The organism is Micromonospora sp. KC207 (genome assembly GCF_004348615.1).
GTDB lineage: Bacteria > Actinomycetota > Actinomycetes > Mycobacteriales > Micromonosporaceae > Micromonospora.
On record NZ_SMKJ01000043.1, the window covers coordinates 16,767 to 31,138 of the forward strand.

Genomic DNA, 14,372 nt, shown 5'->3' on the forward strand with positions numbered 1-14,372 from the left:
TTAAGGAGTGGAGATGACCAGACTCCGGTCGCCGCTGCTGCTCGCCCTCGGCGTCGCCGCGCTCGCGGTGGTGGCGCAGGCGCTGCTCGTACCCCTGTTCGCGGCCCCTGCGACGCACCTCGCGCCGCGTGACCTGCCGGTCGCCGTCGCGGGCCCCGCGCCGGCCGCCGCCGACCTCGCCGGCCGGCTCGCCGCCGCCGGCCCCGACGCGTTCGCGGTGACCACGCTGCCCGACACCGCGGCGGCCGACCGGGCCCTGCGAAACCGCGAGGTGTACGCCGCCTGGGTCGTCGGCCCCGACGGCGTCTCCCTGCGCACCGCCCCGGCCGCCGGCCCCGCCGTCGCCGCCCTGCTCACCGAGGCGTCCGCACGGCTTGCCGACGGCCGGCCGGTGCCGGTGACCGAGGTCGTGCCCGCCGACCCGGACGACCCCCGGGGCGCGGGGTTCGCCGCCGGGTTCCTGCCGCTCGCGCTGACCGGCATGCTCGCCGGGGCCCTGCTGGTCCTGCTGGTCCCCGGCCGGGCGGCGCGGGTCGCCGGCCTGCTCGGGTACGCGGCGCTGGCCGGCGTCGCCGGCGTGGCGGTGCTGCACGGCTGGCTCGGGGTCCTCGGCGGGGACCCGTGGGCCGAGGCGGGGGCGATCGGCCTGTTCGCGCTGGCCGCCGCCGGCGCGGTGGCCGGCCTCGGCGCGCTGCTCGGTCGCCCCGGCGTCGGGCTCGGCGCGCTGCTGGTCTTCCTGGTCGGCAACCCGCTCTCGGCGGTCGCCGCCGCCCCGGAGTTGCTGCCCCGGCCGTGGGGGACGGTCGGGCAGTGGCTGCCGGTGGGCGCGGGCGGCACGCTGCTGCGTTCGGTCGCCTTCTTCGACGGGGCCGGTGCCGGCCGGTCGTTCGCGGTGCTCGCCGGCTACGCCCTGGCCGGGCTGGCCCTGGTGCTGGCGGCCCGCCGACTTGGCGCGGCCGCACCCGGCACCTCCTGACCCGCGTCCCGGCGGGCCCCTACTACAAAACGTCGTTGATGGGGGAGGATGGTCGGGTGGAAGCTCTTCGTCTCGTACTTCTCTACGTCCATCTGATCGGGTTCGCGCTGCTGCTCGGCGGCGCGATCACCCAGTACGTCGCGGGTCGGCTGCAGATCAGCCCCGCCATGCTCTGGGGGTCGGTCATCGGTTTGCTGACCGGCATCGGGCTGTCCGCTCCGCTGCGCGACGGCGACGAACCAGCCCCGGCCAAACTTGTTACCAAGTTGGTGCTCGCGCTGCTGATCTTTGTCATGGTCTTCTTCTCCCGTAAGCGGGCGTCGGTCAACCGTGGCCACTTCCTCGCGATCGTTGGTTTGACCCTGGTCAACGCCGCGGTGGCGGTCTTCTGGCGGTAACGTCCTGACCAGGGGAGAGGCGCGGGAACCGGATGTTCGTGACGGCAGGCCGGCCCACTACCGGCACGAGAGGTGATGTGCCCCACCCAAGGGTTACGTAGGGGTAACGGGCACTCAACAGTCGTGCACGATTGTCGGCCGGTGGGTGGGCGCGGGCGTACGCTCCCGTCCGTAACGTGGGACGCCGGCGGCTGCGCGCAGGCCGGCTCAAGGGCTGCCACCGCGCACAGCGGTGTGCAATGGGAAGGAGACGTCTTGCGCTCTGTGCGTGGGATGCGGATCGCCTCCGCCTTCGTGGCGGGTGGGCTCGTGCTGGGCGCTGCCGCGTGTGGTGAGGCCCCCAAGGACGACAACGGCACCGGCGACACCGGCGCCAAGAAGTACAGCGCCTGCATGGTGACCGACGTCGGCGGCATCGACGACAAGTCGTTCAACACCTCCGCCTGGAAGGGCCTGGAGGAGGCCAAGAAGGCCAACAGCAACATCGACATCAAGTACGTCGCGTCGAAGGCCGAGGCGGACTACGAGGTCAACCTGACCCAGTTCGTCAACCAGAAGTGCGACTTCATCCTGGCCGTCGGTGGCCTGATGCAGGACGCCACCAAGAAGATCGCCATTGCGAACCCGAACCAGCAGTTCGGGATCGTCGACTCGAAGCTGCCGGAGACGAACGTCTACCCGATGCAGTTCGACACCGCGCAGGCCGCGTTCCAGGCCGGCTACCTGGCCGCCGGGATGACCAAGACCGGCGAGGTCGGCACCTACGGCGGTCTGCCGATCCCGCCGGTGACGATCTTCATGGACGGCTTCGTCGACGGCGTGGCGTACTACAACAAGGCCAAGGGCAAGAACGTCCAGGTCCTCGGCTGGGACAAGGCCACCCAGAAGGGCTCCTTCACCAACGACTTCGTCAAGCAGGACGAGGGCAAGAAGGTCTCCGACACGCTGGTCGCCCAGGGCGCGGACATCATCATGCCGGTCGCCGGTGGCGCGGGCCTCGGCACCACCGCGGCGGCGCAGGCCTCCGGCGGCAAGTACTCGGTCATCTGGGTCGACGCCGACGGCTGCGAGAGCACCCCGAACTGCCCGGTGCTGCTGACCACCGTGGTCAAGAACATCGCCGACGCCGTCAAGGAGGCCGTGGTCAAGGCCGCCGGCGGGGAGAAGCTCCAGGCCGAGCCGGGCTTCGTGGGCACGCTGGCCAACAACGGCGTGTCGCTCGCCCCGTACCACGAGTTCGACAGCAAGGTCCCGGCGGACCTGAAGGTCGAGGTCGAGAAGATCAAGGCGGACATCGCCGCGGGCACCATCACGGTCACCTCGAAGGCCCAGCCGGCCAAGTGACCGTCCCGCCACCCCGTCGCGCGAATCCGGCGGCGGGGCCGGCGGACCCCTGGCACGACGACCGGCCGCCTCGACGTACGCGGGGACACCACCCGCGTGGTCGGGGCGGCCGGTCCGCACCACCCGATGCCCGGTCAGGCCCGGTGACCGGCTCGGCAGCGGCTACGCTGCACCATCGCTCGCACTCGCAGGAGGTTGCGCTGAGACTCGAACTGCGCGGCATCACCAAGCGGTTCGGTGATCTGGTCGCCAACGACCACATCGACCTGACGGTGGAGCCTGGAGAGATCCATGCCCTGCTCGGCGAGAACGGTGCCGGCAAGTCGACCCTGATGAACGTGCTCTACGGGCTCTACCAGCCCGACGAGGGTGAGATCCTGGTCGACGGCGCACCGCTGCGGCTCAAGGGCCCCTCCGACGCCATCGTGGCCGGGATCGGCATGGTGCACCAGCACTTCATGCTCGTGCCGGTCTTCACCGTGGCCGAGAACGTCATGCTCGGCGCCGAGCAGGTCAAAGGCGGCATCGCCGGCCTCCTCGACCGGCGGCGGGCCCGGCGCGAGGTCGCCGAGGTCTCGCAGCGGTACAACCTGCGGGTCGACCCGGACGCGGTGGTCGAGGACCTGCCGGTCGGCATCCAGCAGCGGGTGGAGATCGTCAAGGCCCTCACCCGGGACGTCGACCTGTTGATCCTCGACGAGCCGACGGCCGTGCTCACCCCGCAGGAGACCGAGGAACTGCTCACGGTCATGCGGTCGCTCAAGGCCGCCGGCAAGTCGATCGTCTTCATCACCCACAAGCTCGGCGAGGTCAAGGCCATCGCCGACCGGATCACCGTGATCCGGCGCGGCAGGACCGTCGGCACCGCCTCGCCGACCGCCAGCCGGGACGAGCTGGCGGCCCTGATGGTGGGCCGCAGCGTCCGGCTGACCGTGGACAAGCGGCCCGCCACCCCCGGCAAGCCGATCCTGGAGGTCGCCGGCCTGGTCGTCGACGACGACCGGCTGATCCGCGCGGTCGACGGGGTCGACCTGACCGTGCACGCGGGCGAGGTGCTCGGCGTGGCCGGCGTGCAGGGCAACGGCCAGACCGAGCTGATCGAGGCGATCATGGGGCTGCGGCCCGTTCTCGCCGGCACGGTCACCCTCGACGGCGAGCCGGTGCACGGCTGGTCGACGAAGAAGGTGCTGCGCGCCGGGGTGGGCTACGTCCCCGAGGACCGCAGCGTCGACGGCCTGGTCAAGGAGTTCAGCGTCGCCGAGAACCTGGTGCTGGACATCTACGACCGGCCGCCCTTCGGCCGGGGTCTGTCCCTGCAACCGGACGCCATCGCGTCCTCGGCGCGGGAGCGGATCGAGCAGTTCGACGTCCGTACCCCCTCGGCTGACGCGCCGGTCGGCACCCTCTCCGGCGGCAACCAGCAGAAGGTGATCGTGGCACGGGAGCTGTCCCGGCCGCTGAAGCTCTTCATCGCCGCCCAGCCGACCCGCGGCGTCGACGTCGGCTCCATCGAGTTCATCCACTCCCGGGTCATCCGGGAACGGGACGTGGGCACCGCCGTCCTGGTCGTCTCCAGCGAGCTGGACGAGGTGATCGGCCTGGCCGACCGGATCGCGGTCATGTACCGCGGCCGGGTCATCGGCATCGTCGGCCCGGACACCCCCCGCGAGACGATCGGCCTGCTGATGGCCGGCATCACCCCCGACGCGGCCCCCGCTGCCGAGCCGGCGACCGACGCGGTGTCCCCGGCTCCCGACGTGGCGACGCCGCCGGCACCCCACGCGGCGACCCCGGCCCCCGAGGGCCCCGGTAGCGAGGACGAGGCATGACCAACCCCAACCCGGCGTCGGGCTCGCCCGACAAGGAGCCGGCGACCGAGGCGCAGGCCGCCCAGGTGGCGGCCGGCGGCGTGGACCGCGCCGCGACGGCGACCACGCCGAAACCGGCACCGCAACCGGAGCGGCCCACCCTGGGCCGGCTGTTCCTGGACAACCTGTGGGCGGCCAACACGGTGACCGTCACGGTGCTCGCGGTGCTGCTGGCGATGCTCGTCGGCGCCGTGCTGATCATCGTCTCGGACCCGGACGTGCTGGCCACCTACGGCTACATCACCGCCCGCCCGTCCGACGCGCTGAACGCGAGCTGGACGGTGGTCAGCGAGGCGTACGCGAACCTGTTCAAGGGCGCCATCTTCGACCCGGAGGCGTCCGGCTTCACCGCCGCGCTCAGCCCGATCTCCGAGACGCTGACGTACACCGCGCCGTTGGTGTTCACCGGCCTGTCGGTGGCGCTCGCCTTCCGCGGCGGGCTGTTCAACATCGGCGGGCAGGGCCAGGCCACGATCGGCGTCATCCTCGCCGCGCTGGCCGGCTTCCTGCTGCCGCTGCCCCCGGTGCTGCACCTGCTCGTCGCGGTGATCGCCGGCGCGGCCGGCGGCGCGCTCTGGGGGTTCATCCCGGGCATCCTCAAGGCGCGCACCGGCGCCCACGAGGTGATCAACACGATCATGCTCAACTACGTCGCGCTGTACTTCCTGTCCTGGATCATCATCCAGAGCGGCGTGCAGAACCCGAACCGGGCCGACGCCATCAGCCGGCCCGTCGACCCCTCGGCCCAGCTACCCCGGCTGCTCGGCGACAACCTGCGGGTGCACGCCGGCATCCTGCTGGCCGTCCTGGCCACCTGGTTCGTCGCCTGGCTGCTCAACCGCTCCACGTTCGGCTTCGAGCTGCGCGCGGTGGGGGCCAACCCGGACGCGGCCCGCACCGCCGGCATCAGCGTCCCCCGCACGTACGTGCTGATGATGGCCATCGCCGGCCTGCTCGCCGGCCTCGGCGGCAGCCAGATGGTGCTCGGTTCGACGGCGGACGCGCTCACCGCGCAGGTGATCGCGCAGATCGGGTTCGACGGCATCCTGGTGGCCCTGCTGGGCCGGGTGAAGCCGTGGGGCGTGCTGCTGGCCGCGCTGCTGTTCGGCGCGCTCCAGGCCGGCGGCAACCGGATGCAGGGGTACGCGGGCATCTCGCTGGAGCTGGTCACCGTGCTCCAGGCGCTGATCGTCATCTTCATCGCCGCGCCGGCCCTGGTGAAGGCGATCTTCCAGCTCCGGGCCGCCCGCGCCGCCCGGTTGCAGACGAGCCTGGCGAAGGGCTGGTAAGGCATGTCAACCATGGCTGTCCCGGACGTGGCGGTGGCCCAGGTCGACGAGGGCTTCTGGACCCGTACCCGCAAGACCGGCGCCGTGCTGCTGGCGCTCGGGGTCGTCGCCACGGTGGCCTTCGGGGCCCTCGCCACCGACCGGCAGGCCCGCTTCACCCTCAGCGAGACGGAGGGCGGCGCGGCGCTGGAGATCAACGGCACGATCGGCGCGATCCTGTTCGGCGTCGTCGCCGCCGCGGCCGGCGTGGCCCTGTTCGCCGGGGTGCGCAAGCGCTGGCTCACCACGCTGCTCGGGGTCGGGATCGTCGCCTTCGTGCTGTCGTTCCTGTGCTGGCAGGTCTCGGCCGCCCCCGAGGGGCGCAACTTCATGCCGATGGTCAACATGGTGCGCGGCACGTTCATCCTGGCCCTGCCGCTGATCTTCGGGGCCCTCGCCGGGGTCCTCTGCGAGCGGTCCGGCGTGGTCAACGTCGCCATCGAGGGCCAGTTGCTGATGGGCGCGTTCAGCGGCGCGCTGTTCGGCAGCCTCTCCGGCAGCGTGTGGGTGGGCCTGGTCGCCGCCGCGCTCGGCGGCGCGTTCATCTCGCTGCTGCTCGCCGTGTTCGCCATCCGCTACCTGGTCGACCAGGTCGTCATGGGCATCGTGCTGAACCTGCTGGCCGTCGGCGTCACCGGCTTCCTCTACGAGCGGCTGATGCAGACCGACGCGCAGACGTACAACTCCGCGCCCCGGTTCGGCACCTGGGAGATACCGCTGCTCTCCGACATCCCGGTGCTCGGGCCGGCGCTGTTCCGCAGCAACCTCTTCCTCTACGTCGGCCTGCTGCTGGTGCTGGTCATTCACATCGGGCTGTTCCGTACCCGGTGGGGCCTGCGCACGCGGGCCGTCGGCGAGCACCCGACCGCCGCCGACACCCTCGGCGTGAAGGTGCTGCGGCTGCGCTACCGCAACGTCCTGCTCGCCGGGGTGGTGGCCGGGATCGGCGGTGCGTCGTACACGCTCGCGCTCTACTCGTTCACCAAGAACATGATCGGCGGCAAGGGCTTCATCGCCCTGGCCGCGCTGATCTTCGGCCGGTGGAGCCCGACGGGCGCGCTGCTCGCGGCGCTCTTCTTCGGCTTCGCCGATCAGCTCGGCACCTACCTCGGCGCGATCGGCAGCGGCATCCCGAGCCAGTTCCTGGCGATGCTGCCGTACCTGGCGACCATTCTGGCCGTGGCCGGGCTCGTCGGCCGGGTCCGCGCTCCGGCCGCCGACGGCAAGCCGTACATCAAGGGCTGACGCCTGGTCACCGACACCTGACTGTTGCCCCATGCCCGGCGGCCTGCCCGCCGGGCACAGTCGTCTCCGTCCTGTGTCATATCGATGACCCCACAGTGATGGGATGGTCGACCCTTCGCGCAGATTCCCTCGTCTGCGTGAGGTGACCATGAAACGGCCCCTGACAGCCCTGGCGGCGTTGCTCTGCGCCACCACGGTGCTGTCCGCACCGTCCACCGCGACCGCCAAGACCCCCGGCGGAGCGCCTGAGCCCCGCTCCGCCGGCAGCACGGAGAAGGCCGTAGGGCCGACCCACCCCAACCGGGTACCGGACCCCGACGCCCGGTTGGGGGCGGGGTGGCGTCGGTCCACGGACCGCGCCATCACCACCTCCAGCGATGCAACCGGCCTGCACCTGCTCGTCGCCGACGAGTCGCAGGCATACGCCTGGCGTACGGCGGCGACCCTCGCGGAGCCCGGCCTCGACGCCGACCAGTGGATCGGTCAGGCGTGCGTCACCGGCTCCGGCCGCCGCGCGGTGGTCGTCTACGGCCCCCGGACGTTCACCAACCGGGAGCCCCTCATGCAGCGGGGTGGCTTCGCCGCCGTCGTCGACCTGAATACCGGCGTGGTGACGAAACTGCGTGAACGTGTCTCGCTCGCCTACCACAACCCGGGCTGCGGAGCCGGAGAGCGAGCCGTGCTCTCCCGGCTGGAGATGCCCGCCCAGCGCGGCGGAGCGGCGCACACCTGGATCGGTACCGTCGACGCGGCGAACCCGACCCGGGCGATCCGCGCGGTCCGGGCCGCCGGTCAAATTACCTCCACCGTGCCCATCGGTGAAGAGCTGATCGGCTCCAAGGGCGCGAGCCTGGTGCGCATCGGAGCCAAGGGCAGGATCACTACCGTGGCGACTGCTTCGGCCAGCCCGTTCCGCCTGCTCGCCGACGGCCGCGACGCGGTCGCCTTCCAGGTCGTCCGGGACGGACGAACCGAGTTCAAGCGGTTCGCCTCCGGCCGGATCAGCGATCACGGATCGGCACCGAAGGGTGAGATCAAGCTCCGCGCCGGCGCGGGCGGGCGGGTCTTCGCGGTCGGCGGGCGGGCGGAGGCCCGGATGGCCGAGCAGCTACCTCGGGGCTGGTCGGCGATCGACGGCCTCCCGGACAGCGACGTGTCGACGACTGGGGCGCTGGTGGTGTCCCGGGCGACGACCGGTCGCGAGGCGGCCGGGCGGCCGGCGGATCGGCCGGACAGCGGTCAGGCGGACCTGGTGGACATCTCGGCCCGGCGCGCGGCCAACGGCGGCTCACTGGCGTTCACCGTGCGGCCCGAGGACAGCGGGGCGGGACGCCGGCTCTCGCCGGCCCTGGGCGGTCGCGCACCGGCGTCGACGGGCTCCGGCTCGCGGGCGACCGCCTCCACGGGCGACCCCAACGTGCCGACCGACCCGGACCGCACCTGCGCGGTGTCCCGCAACGATCCGACCGTCCAGGTCTACCAGCCGACCGTGCGGCAGATGGAATGGGCGGCGGACCTGGCGGTACGCGGCATGCTGACCTTCCAGCGGCCGGCCAACTGGAACAACAACGGCATGGCGGCGTACTCGCCGCAGGGGATGTTCCCGTCCCTGGCGCTCTCCGGAGGCGGCAACGTGCCCGCGCAGGTCTTCCTGGGCATCCTGGCGCAGGAGTCGAACCTGTGGCAGGCCAGCCGCCACGCCGTGGACGCCTCGGTGGGCAATCCGCTGACCAGTCTCGGCTACTACGGGCTCGACCTGGCCAACCCGAACTACGAGTTCATCGACTGGGCACACACGGACTGTGGTTACGGTGCCGGCCAGGTCACGTCGGGGATGAAGCGGTCCGACACCGGCCAGGTGATCGCCGGAGTGACCTGGGACGCGACCAAGCAGCAGGCGGTCGCGACGGACTACGCCGTCAACGTCGCCGCCGGTCTGCGCATCCTCCAGGACAAGTGGAACCAGACCCGCAACGCGGGTCTGATCGCCAACGACGGTGACCCAAAGTACCTGGAGAACTGGTGGTTCGCCATCTGGGCGTACAACACCGGCTTCTACCCCAAGGACCCTCAGAACTCCGCAGCCCCGTACGGCGTGGGCTGGTCGAACAATCCCGCCAACACCGACTACCCGGCGGACCGGGCGATGTTCCTCACCGCACCGCTGGACGTCTACGACTCGTCCGGCCATCTGATCGTCGACGACGAGATCGCCTACGACAACGCGAAGCATCCCAACCACTGGTCGTACCCGGAGCGGGTGATCGGCTTCGGCTACACGTCGCTGATCCGCTACAACTACGAGGAGGAGGCGTACCTCCCGACGTACCAGACGGCCTGGTCGCCCGGCGCACCGTCGGACGGGCAGCCCGCCCGATACACGTTCTGCGAGCCGAACATCAACAACTGCGACGAGACGCTGCCCCCGAAGGTGCCGGGCGACTACCCGACCACGAAGGCCGGCGCGTGTCAGCGCGACGACCTGAGGTGCTGGTGGCACGGACCCGTCACCTGGGCCAGTTGCGGCTCGAAGTGCGGCGTGGAGCGCCGCACGTACACCAGCGTCGAGCCCCGGCCCTACACGGAGCCGGGGGAGAACATCCACCCCACGCCGGTCAACGGCGACGGATCCTGCAAGGTGGACGGCCTGCCCAGCGGGGCGCGGATCATCGACGACATCAGCACGACCGTCGCGCTCGGCGCGGAGGGCTGCACTCCCACCTTCACCAGGGGTGGCAGTTTCGGCCTGAATTTCGCCACGTACACGCAGTTCGACGGCGACGTGGTGACCCCGGGCAAGGTGGACTTCCACCAGATCGGCGCCGGGTTCGGCGGTCACTTCTGGTTCAGCCACACCTACAAGCAGGCGGAGAAGCCCAACTACCGGGTCACCGGCACCTGGACGATCAATCCCACGAACGCGTGGACCCGGGTGTGGGTGCACCTGCCCGACCACGGCGCGCACACCCGACAGGCGAAGTACGTCGTCCGTCGCCCGAACGGCACCACGGAGCACCGGACCATCCCCACCCAGTGGGAGGCCAACAAGTGGGTCAACCTGGGCGTCTTCGACTTCACCGGCGCGGGCACGCCGAAGGTGGAGCTGAGCAACTTCACCCTGGACGGCACCGGGGTGCAGGACATCGCCTGGGATGCCATCGCCGTCCAGCCGTTGCCGAGCAAGCCCCGGCACTTCGTGGTCGCGCTGGGCGACTCGTACTCCTCGGGCGAGGGAAGCGGGAACTACACCCGGGTCAGCGACCAGTACGGCGACGACGAGGCCAACCGCAACTCCTGCCGGCGTAGCCCGAACGCCTGGTCCCAGCAGGCCACCATTCCGGGCGCGCCCGGCACCATCGGCAGCCTGGTAGCCGGCCACAACGTCGCCATCGACGCCCAGTTCGTGGCGTGCAGCGGCGCCCGGACCCACAACGTGATGAGCCCTGGCCTGGTCTCCGACGGCAAGTGGCAGGGCACCCCGGTCGAAGGCCAGTACGGCGAGATCAGCCAGATCGACCAGGGGTCGCTCAACGCCAACACCACGGCGGTCATGTTCTCGATCGGTGGCAACGACGCCCGCTTCACCAAGGTGGGCATGTCCTGCGCGACCGGTGTCGACTGCAGCGCGCCGAACTACGTGATGGAGGGGGACGACAAGCCGCTGGGCGAGAAACAGACCGAACTCATTAACGGCGTCGTCAAGGACTCCGTCCGGGAGGTGGTGCGACAGATCCGGGTCCGGGCCCCCAACGCCAGGATCTTCGTGATGGGGTATCCACATCTGTTCGAGCCCGGTTGCCAGTACGCCATCACCCTGCCGCCGGCCTTTCCGGTCGGCCTCTCCGCGAACGAGACCGCGTTCCTCAACAGCCTCGCCGACCAGATGGCCGCCGTACTGCCCTCCGACGCCGCCAACAAGGTCCACGGAATGGACGCCCGTAGCGAGTTCGGCGGGCACGGGATCTGTTCCGCGTCGAGCGAGTACCTGAACGCCTTCGTGGTGCCTGATCTGATGGAGGACGAGGACGGCGATCCGGTGCAGCCCGCCAGCATGGAGACGCTGCATCCCAACCAGGACGGCAACCATGCCTACGCTCGTATCCTGAACAACTACATGAGTCTCTACGGCTACAACTGGTGATGTTTCGTGGGCCCGGCTGTTCTGCAGCCGGGCCCCACGGTCGGAAGGGCACACGTGCGACTGATCGGTCGGCTCTCCTTCGCCGGGGCGCTGGGAGCGCTCGGCGCAGCGGCGCTGGCGTCCCTGTGGCGCACCGAGGCCCTGCTCGTCGCGAGTTGCGAACCGGAGACGATCGGTGCCTGCTTCAGTTGGCGGCTGCCCACGATCTTCGTCGGGCCGCTGATCGTGACCGCGCTGGTCTGGCTCGCGCTGCGGGTGACCGGTGCCGATCGGGCGCTGCCGGCTGCCCTCCTCGGGGCGATCGCCACCACCGACGCCGTCCTGCTCTATGAGGCGTTCCAGCCGCGCTGGACGCCGCCGCCCGCCTGGCTTGCCGCAGCCCTCGGTGCGGTCGGCTTCGCCGTGGGCGTCCTGCTGGGGGCCGTCCGGCTGCCGATGGCCGTACAGGCCGGGGCGGCGGTGGTGCTGTTGCTGGTGCCGATCGCCGTCTTTCCTCTCCTGCACAAGGCGACGCGGCGAGCCGAGCGGGCGCAGGCATTCTCCCGGCTCGGGGTGCCCCTGATGGTGGCCGAGGTGGACGGCTATCGGGTCACCGCCGCACTCACCGATCGCAGCGACCGCAGGCTCTCCGTGTGGATGTCCAAGGGCGAGTCCTCGCTGTCGATCGTCGTGGTGCCCCTTCCCGAGGGCTTCGCACCGCCCGCCCACTGTGGCCCCACCACCGACGATCTCTACCGCGACCAACCTGCCGGCGATCAGGCGGCCGTGCGGTCGTGCCGGCCGGTGGGTCCGGACCACTGGGTACGCACCGAGCGGGAGGACCAGGTCCACCTGATCCGGAGAAACGACGCACTGGTGTACGTCGACCCCGGTGCCGACGTACCGGCCGCCGACGTGGCGACAGCGGCGGCGAACCTGACCGAGGTGAACCCCGAGCGGCTGGCGGAGTTGGCCGTCCGCTGAACCGGGTCGCCGTCGCCCGTGCCCTGCCCGCCCCTGACCGGCGTGAATTGGGCAGAATGGTGGGATGACCGAAATCGACTGGGAGCGCCTGCGGGCCGCCGCCACCGAGGTGATGCGGCACGCGTACGTGCCGTACTCGAAGTTCCCCGTCGGGGCCGCCGCCCTCGTCGACGACGGCCGCATCGTGGTCGGCTGCAACGTGGAGAACGCCGCGTACGGGGTGGTGCTCTGCGCCGAGTGCGGGGTGGTCTCCTCGCTGCACGCCACCGGCGGCGGCCGGATCGTCGCCCTGTCCTGCGTCGACGCCACCGGCGAGCCGCTGATGCCGTGTGGCCGGTGCCGGCAACTGCTCTGGGAGCAGGGCGGCCCGACGTGCCTGATCGAGGCCAAGGGCGGCCCGCTGACCATGGCAGAGCTGCTGCCGCACGCGTTCGACGTGACCGATCTGGAGGCGGTGACCGGCGAGCGGCCGGTGCCCGTGGTGCCGGACCGGCTGGCCGCCTGGCGGGGGCGGGGCACCGTCTTCGTGCACGCGGACCTGTCGGCCGGGCGGCAGGTGTGGACGGCGTACTGGGAGCGGTCGGCCGGGGACACGGAGGGCGCCGAAACCGGCGTGCTGGAGGAGGGCCCGAGCTGGGACGAGGCGGCCGAGGCGGTCGCCTGGGGGCTCGCCCGGACCCCGCGCGTAGTGGTGGTGGACGCGACCGGCACCATCTTCTGGGCCGGCGAGGGGGAGCCGCCGCAGGAGGTCCCGGTCCGCTGGTCCGCCCCCTGAGCTGCGGCGGTTCGCGCACCGGCGATCGCGACGACTGATGGGAACTCAACGGTGAGTGCTTTCACGGCGGTGGACGTCATCCGCGCCAAGCGGGACGGCGGGGTGCTGGGCGACGCCCAGATCGACTGGGTCGTCGACGCGTACACGAAGGGTCTGGTCGCCGACGAGCAGATGTCGGCGCTGGCCATGGCGATCCTGCTGCGCGGGATGACCGCGCCGGAGATCGCCCGGTGGACCGCCGCGATGATCGCCAGCGGCGAGCGGCTGGACCTCTCCGCCGTCGACCGGCCGACCGTCGACAAGCACTCCACCGGCGGCGTCGGTGACAAGATCACCCTCCCGCTCACCCCGCTGGTCGCGGCCTGCGGCGGCGCGGTGCCGCAGCTGTCCGGGCGCGGGCTCGGCCACACCGGCGGCACGCTGGACAAGCTGGAGTCGATCCCGGGCTGGCGGGCCACGCTGACCAACGACGAGTTCATCCGCCAGCTCCGCGAGGTGGGCGCGGTGATCTGCGCGGCGGGCGAGGGCCTCGCGCCGGCAGACCGCAAGCTGTACGCGCTGCGCGACGTCACCGGCACCGTCGAGGCGATCCCCCTGATCGCCAGCTCGATCATGAGCAAGAAGATCGCCGAGGGCACCGGCGCGCTGGTGCTCGACGTGAAGGTCGGCTCCGGGGCGTTCATGAAGTCCGTGGCCGACGCCCGCGAGCTGGCCCGCACGATGGTCGAGCTGGGCGGCGCGCACGGCGTGAGGACGATCGCCCTGCTCACCGACATGTCCACCCCGCTCGGGCTGGCCGTCGGCAACGCCGTCGAGGTCACCGAGTCGGTCGAGGTGCTGGCCGGCGGCGGGCCCGCCGACGTGGTGGAGCTGACCCTGGCCCTGGCCCGGGAGATGCTCGACGCGGCGGGGCTGCCCGACGCCGACCCGGAGGCGGCACTGCGTGACGGCCGCGCGATGGACGTCTGGCGGGCGATGATCCGCGCCCAGGGTGGCGACCCGGACGCGCCCATGCCACCGGCACCCGAGGTGGAGGTGGTCCGCGCCGACTCCGACGGCTTCGTGGCGTCGGTCGACGCGTACGCGATCGGGGTGGCCGCCTGGCGGCTCGGCGCGGGCCGCGCCCGCAAGGAGGACGCGGTGAGCGTTCCGTCCGGGGTGCTGCTTCGCAAGCGCCCCGGCGACCCCGTACGCGCCGGCGAGCCGCTGTACGAGCTGCGCGCCGAGCACGCCGCCCGGATCCCGGCGGCGCTGGCCGAGGCGGTCCGGGCGGTACGGATCTCGCCGACCGCCCCGACCCCGCAGCCGCTGGTCATCGAGCGGATCGGCTGAAC

Annotated in this window: 10 protein-coding genes; all 10 read left to right on the forward strand. The window is 71.5% G+C overall.

What is annotated here, in order from left to right; genetic code table 11:
- Positions 1 to 13: 13 nt before the first annotated feature.
- The 10 genes from E1258_RS08160 to E1258_RS08205 all read left to right on the forward strand — a co-directional run bounded on the left by E1258_RS08160 (position 14) and on the right by E1258_RS08205 (position 14,370).
- Positions 14 to 976, forward strand: coding sequence for a hypothetical protein (locus E1258_RS08160; protein ID WP_132398324.1), 963 nt, complete (start codon positions 14 to 16; stop codon positions 974 to 976).
- A 56-nt stretch (positions 977 to 1,032) separates the two neighbouring features.
- Positions 1,033 to 1,374 (forward strand): hypothetical protein, encoded by a 342-nt coding sequence (locus tag E1258_RS08165; RefSeq protein ID WP_007074511.1) that lies wholly within the window; start codon positions 1,033 to 1,035, stop codon positions 1,372 to 1,374.
- A 273-nt stretch (positions 1,375 to 1,647) separates the two neighbouring features.
- On the forward strand, positions 1,648 to 2,718 hold the full coding sequence (locus E1258_RS08170) for a BMP family protein (protein ID WP_132398342.1): 1,071 nt from the start codon (positions 1,648 to 1,650) through the stop codon (positions 2,716 to 2,718).
- A 143-nt stretch (positions 2,719 to 2,861) separates the two neighbouring features.
- Positions 2,862 to 4,547, forward strand: coding sequence for an ABC transporter ATP-binding protein (locus E1258_RS08175; RefSeq protein ID WP_132398326.1), 1,686 nt, complete (start codon positions 2,862 to 2,864; stop codon positions 4,545 to 4,547).
- Entirely contained in the window at positions 4,544 to 5,875 is a 1,332-nt protein-coding gene (locus E1258_RS08180; protein ID WP_132398328.1) for an ABC transporter permease, read from the forward strand. Before E1258_RS08175 ends, E1258_RS08180 begins: the two co-directional genes overlap by 4 nt.
- A 3-nt stretch (positions 5,876 to 5,878) precedes the next feature.
- Positions 5,879 to 7,159, forward strand: coding sequence for an ABC transporter permease (locus E1258_RS08185; RefSeq protein WP_132398330.1), 1,281 nt, complete (start codon positions 5,879 to 5,881; stop codon positions 7,157 to 7,159).
- Between the two features lie 148 nt (positions 7,160 to 7,307).
- Entirely contained in the window at positions 7,308 to 11,300 is a 3,993-nt protein-coding gene (locus E1258_RS08190) for an SGNH/GDSL hydrolase family protein (RefSeq protein WP_243715273.1), read from the forward strand.
- 54 nt (positions 11,301 to 11,354) lie between these two features.
- Positions 11,355 to 12,263, forward strand: a complete 909-nt coding sequence (locus tag E1258_RS08195; RefSeq protein ID WP_132398334.1) for a hypothetical protein — start codon at positions 11,355 to 11,357, stop codon at positions 12,261 to 12,263.
- A gap of 64 nt (positions 12,264 to 12,327) precedes the next feature.
- The gene (locus E1258_RS08200) at positions 12,328 to 13,038 is read left to right on the forward strand and encodes a cytidine deaminase (protein ID WP_132398336.1); all 711 of its coding nucleotides are present in this window, start codon (positions 12,328 to 12,330) and stop codon (positions 13,036 to 13,038) included.
- A gap of 51 nt (positions 13,039 to 13,089) precedes the next feature.
- Positions 13,090 to 14,370, forward strand: a complete 1,281-nt coding sequence (locus tag E1258_RS08205) for a thymidine phosphorylase (protein ID WP_132398338.1) — start codon at positions 13,090 to 13,092, stop codon at positions 14,368 to 14,370.
- Positions 14,371 to 14,372: the final 2 nt, after the last annotated feature.

What these genes read in the sequence shown, in the direction of transcription:
- E1258_RS08200 (WP_132398336.1), top strand. Translation starts at nt 12,328, where the DNA reads ATGACCGAAATCGACTGGGAGCGCCTGCGGGCCGCCGCCACCGAGGTG.
- E1258_RS08185 (WP_132398330.1), top strand. Translation starts at nt 5,879, where the DNA reads ATGTCAACCATGGCTGTCCCGGACGTGGCGGTGGCCCAGGTCGACGAG.
- E1258_RS08180 (WP_132398328.1), top strand. Translation starts at nt 4,544, where the DNA reads ATGACCAACCCCAACCCGGCGTCGGGCTCGCCCGACAAGGAGCCGGCG.
- E1258_RS08190 (WP_243715273.1), top strand. Translation starts at nt 7,308, where the DNA reads ATGAAACGGCCCCTGACAGCCCTGGCGGCGTTGCTCTGCGCCACCACG.
- E1258_RS08170 (WP_132398342.1), top strand. Translation starts at nt 1,648, where the DNA reads ATGCGGATCGCCTCCGCCTTCGTGGCGGGTGGGCTCGTGCTGGGCGCT.
- E1258_RS08160 (WP_132398324.1), top strand. Translation starts at nt 14, where the DNA reads ATGACCAGACTCCGGTCGCCGCTGCTGCTCGCCCTCGGCGTCGCCGCG.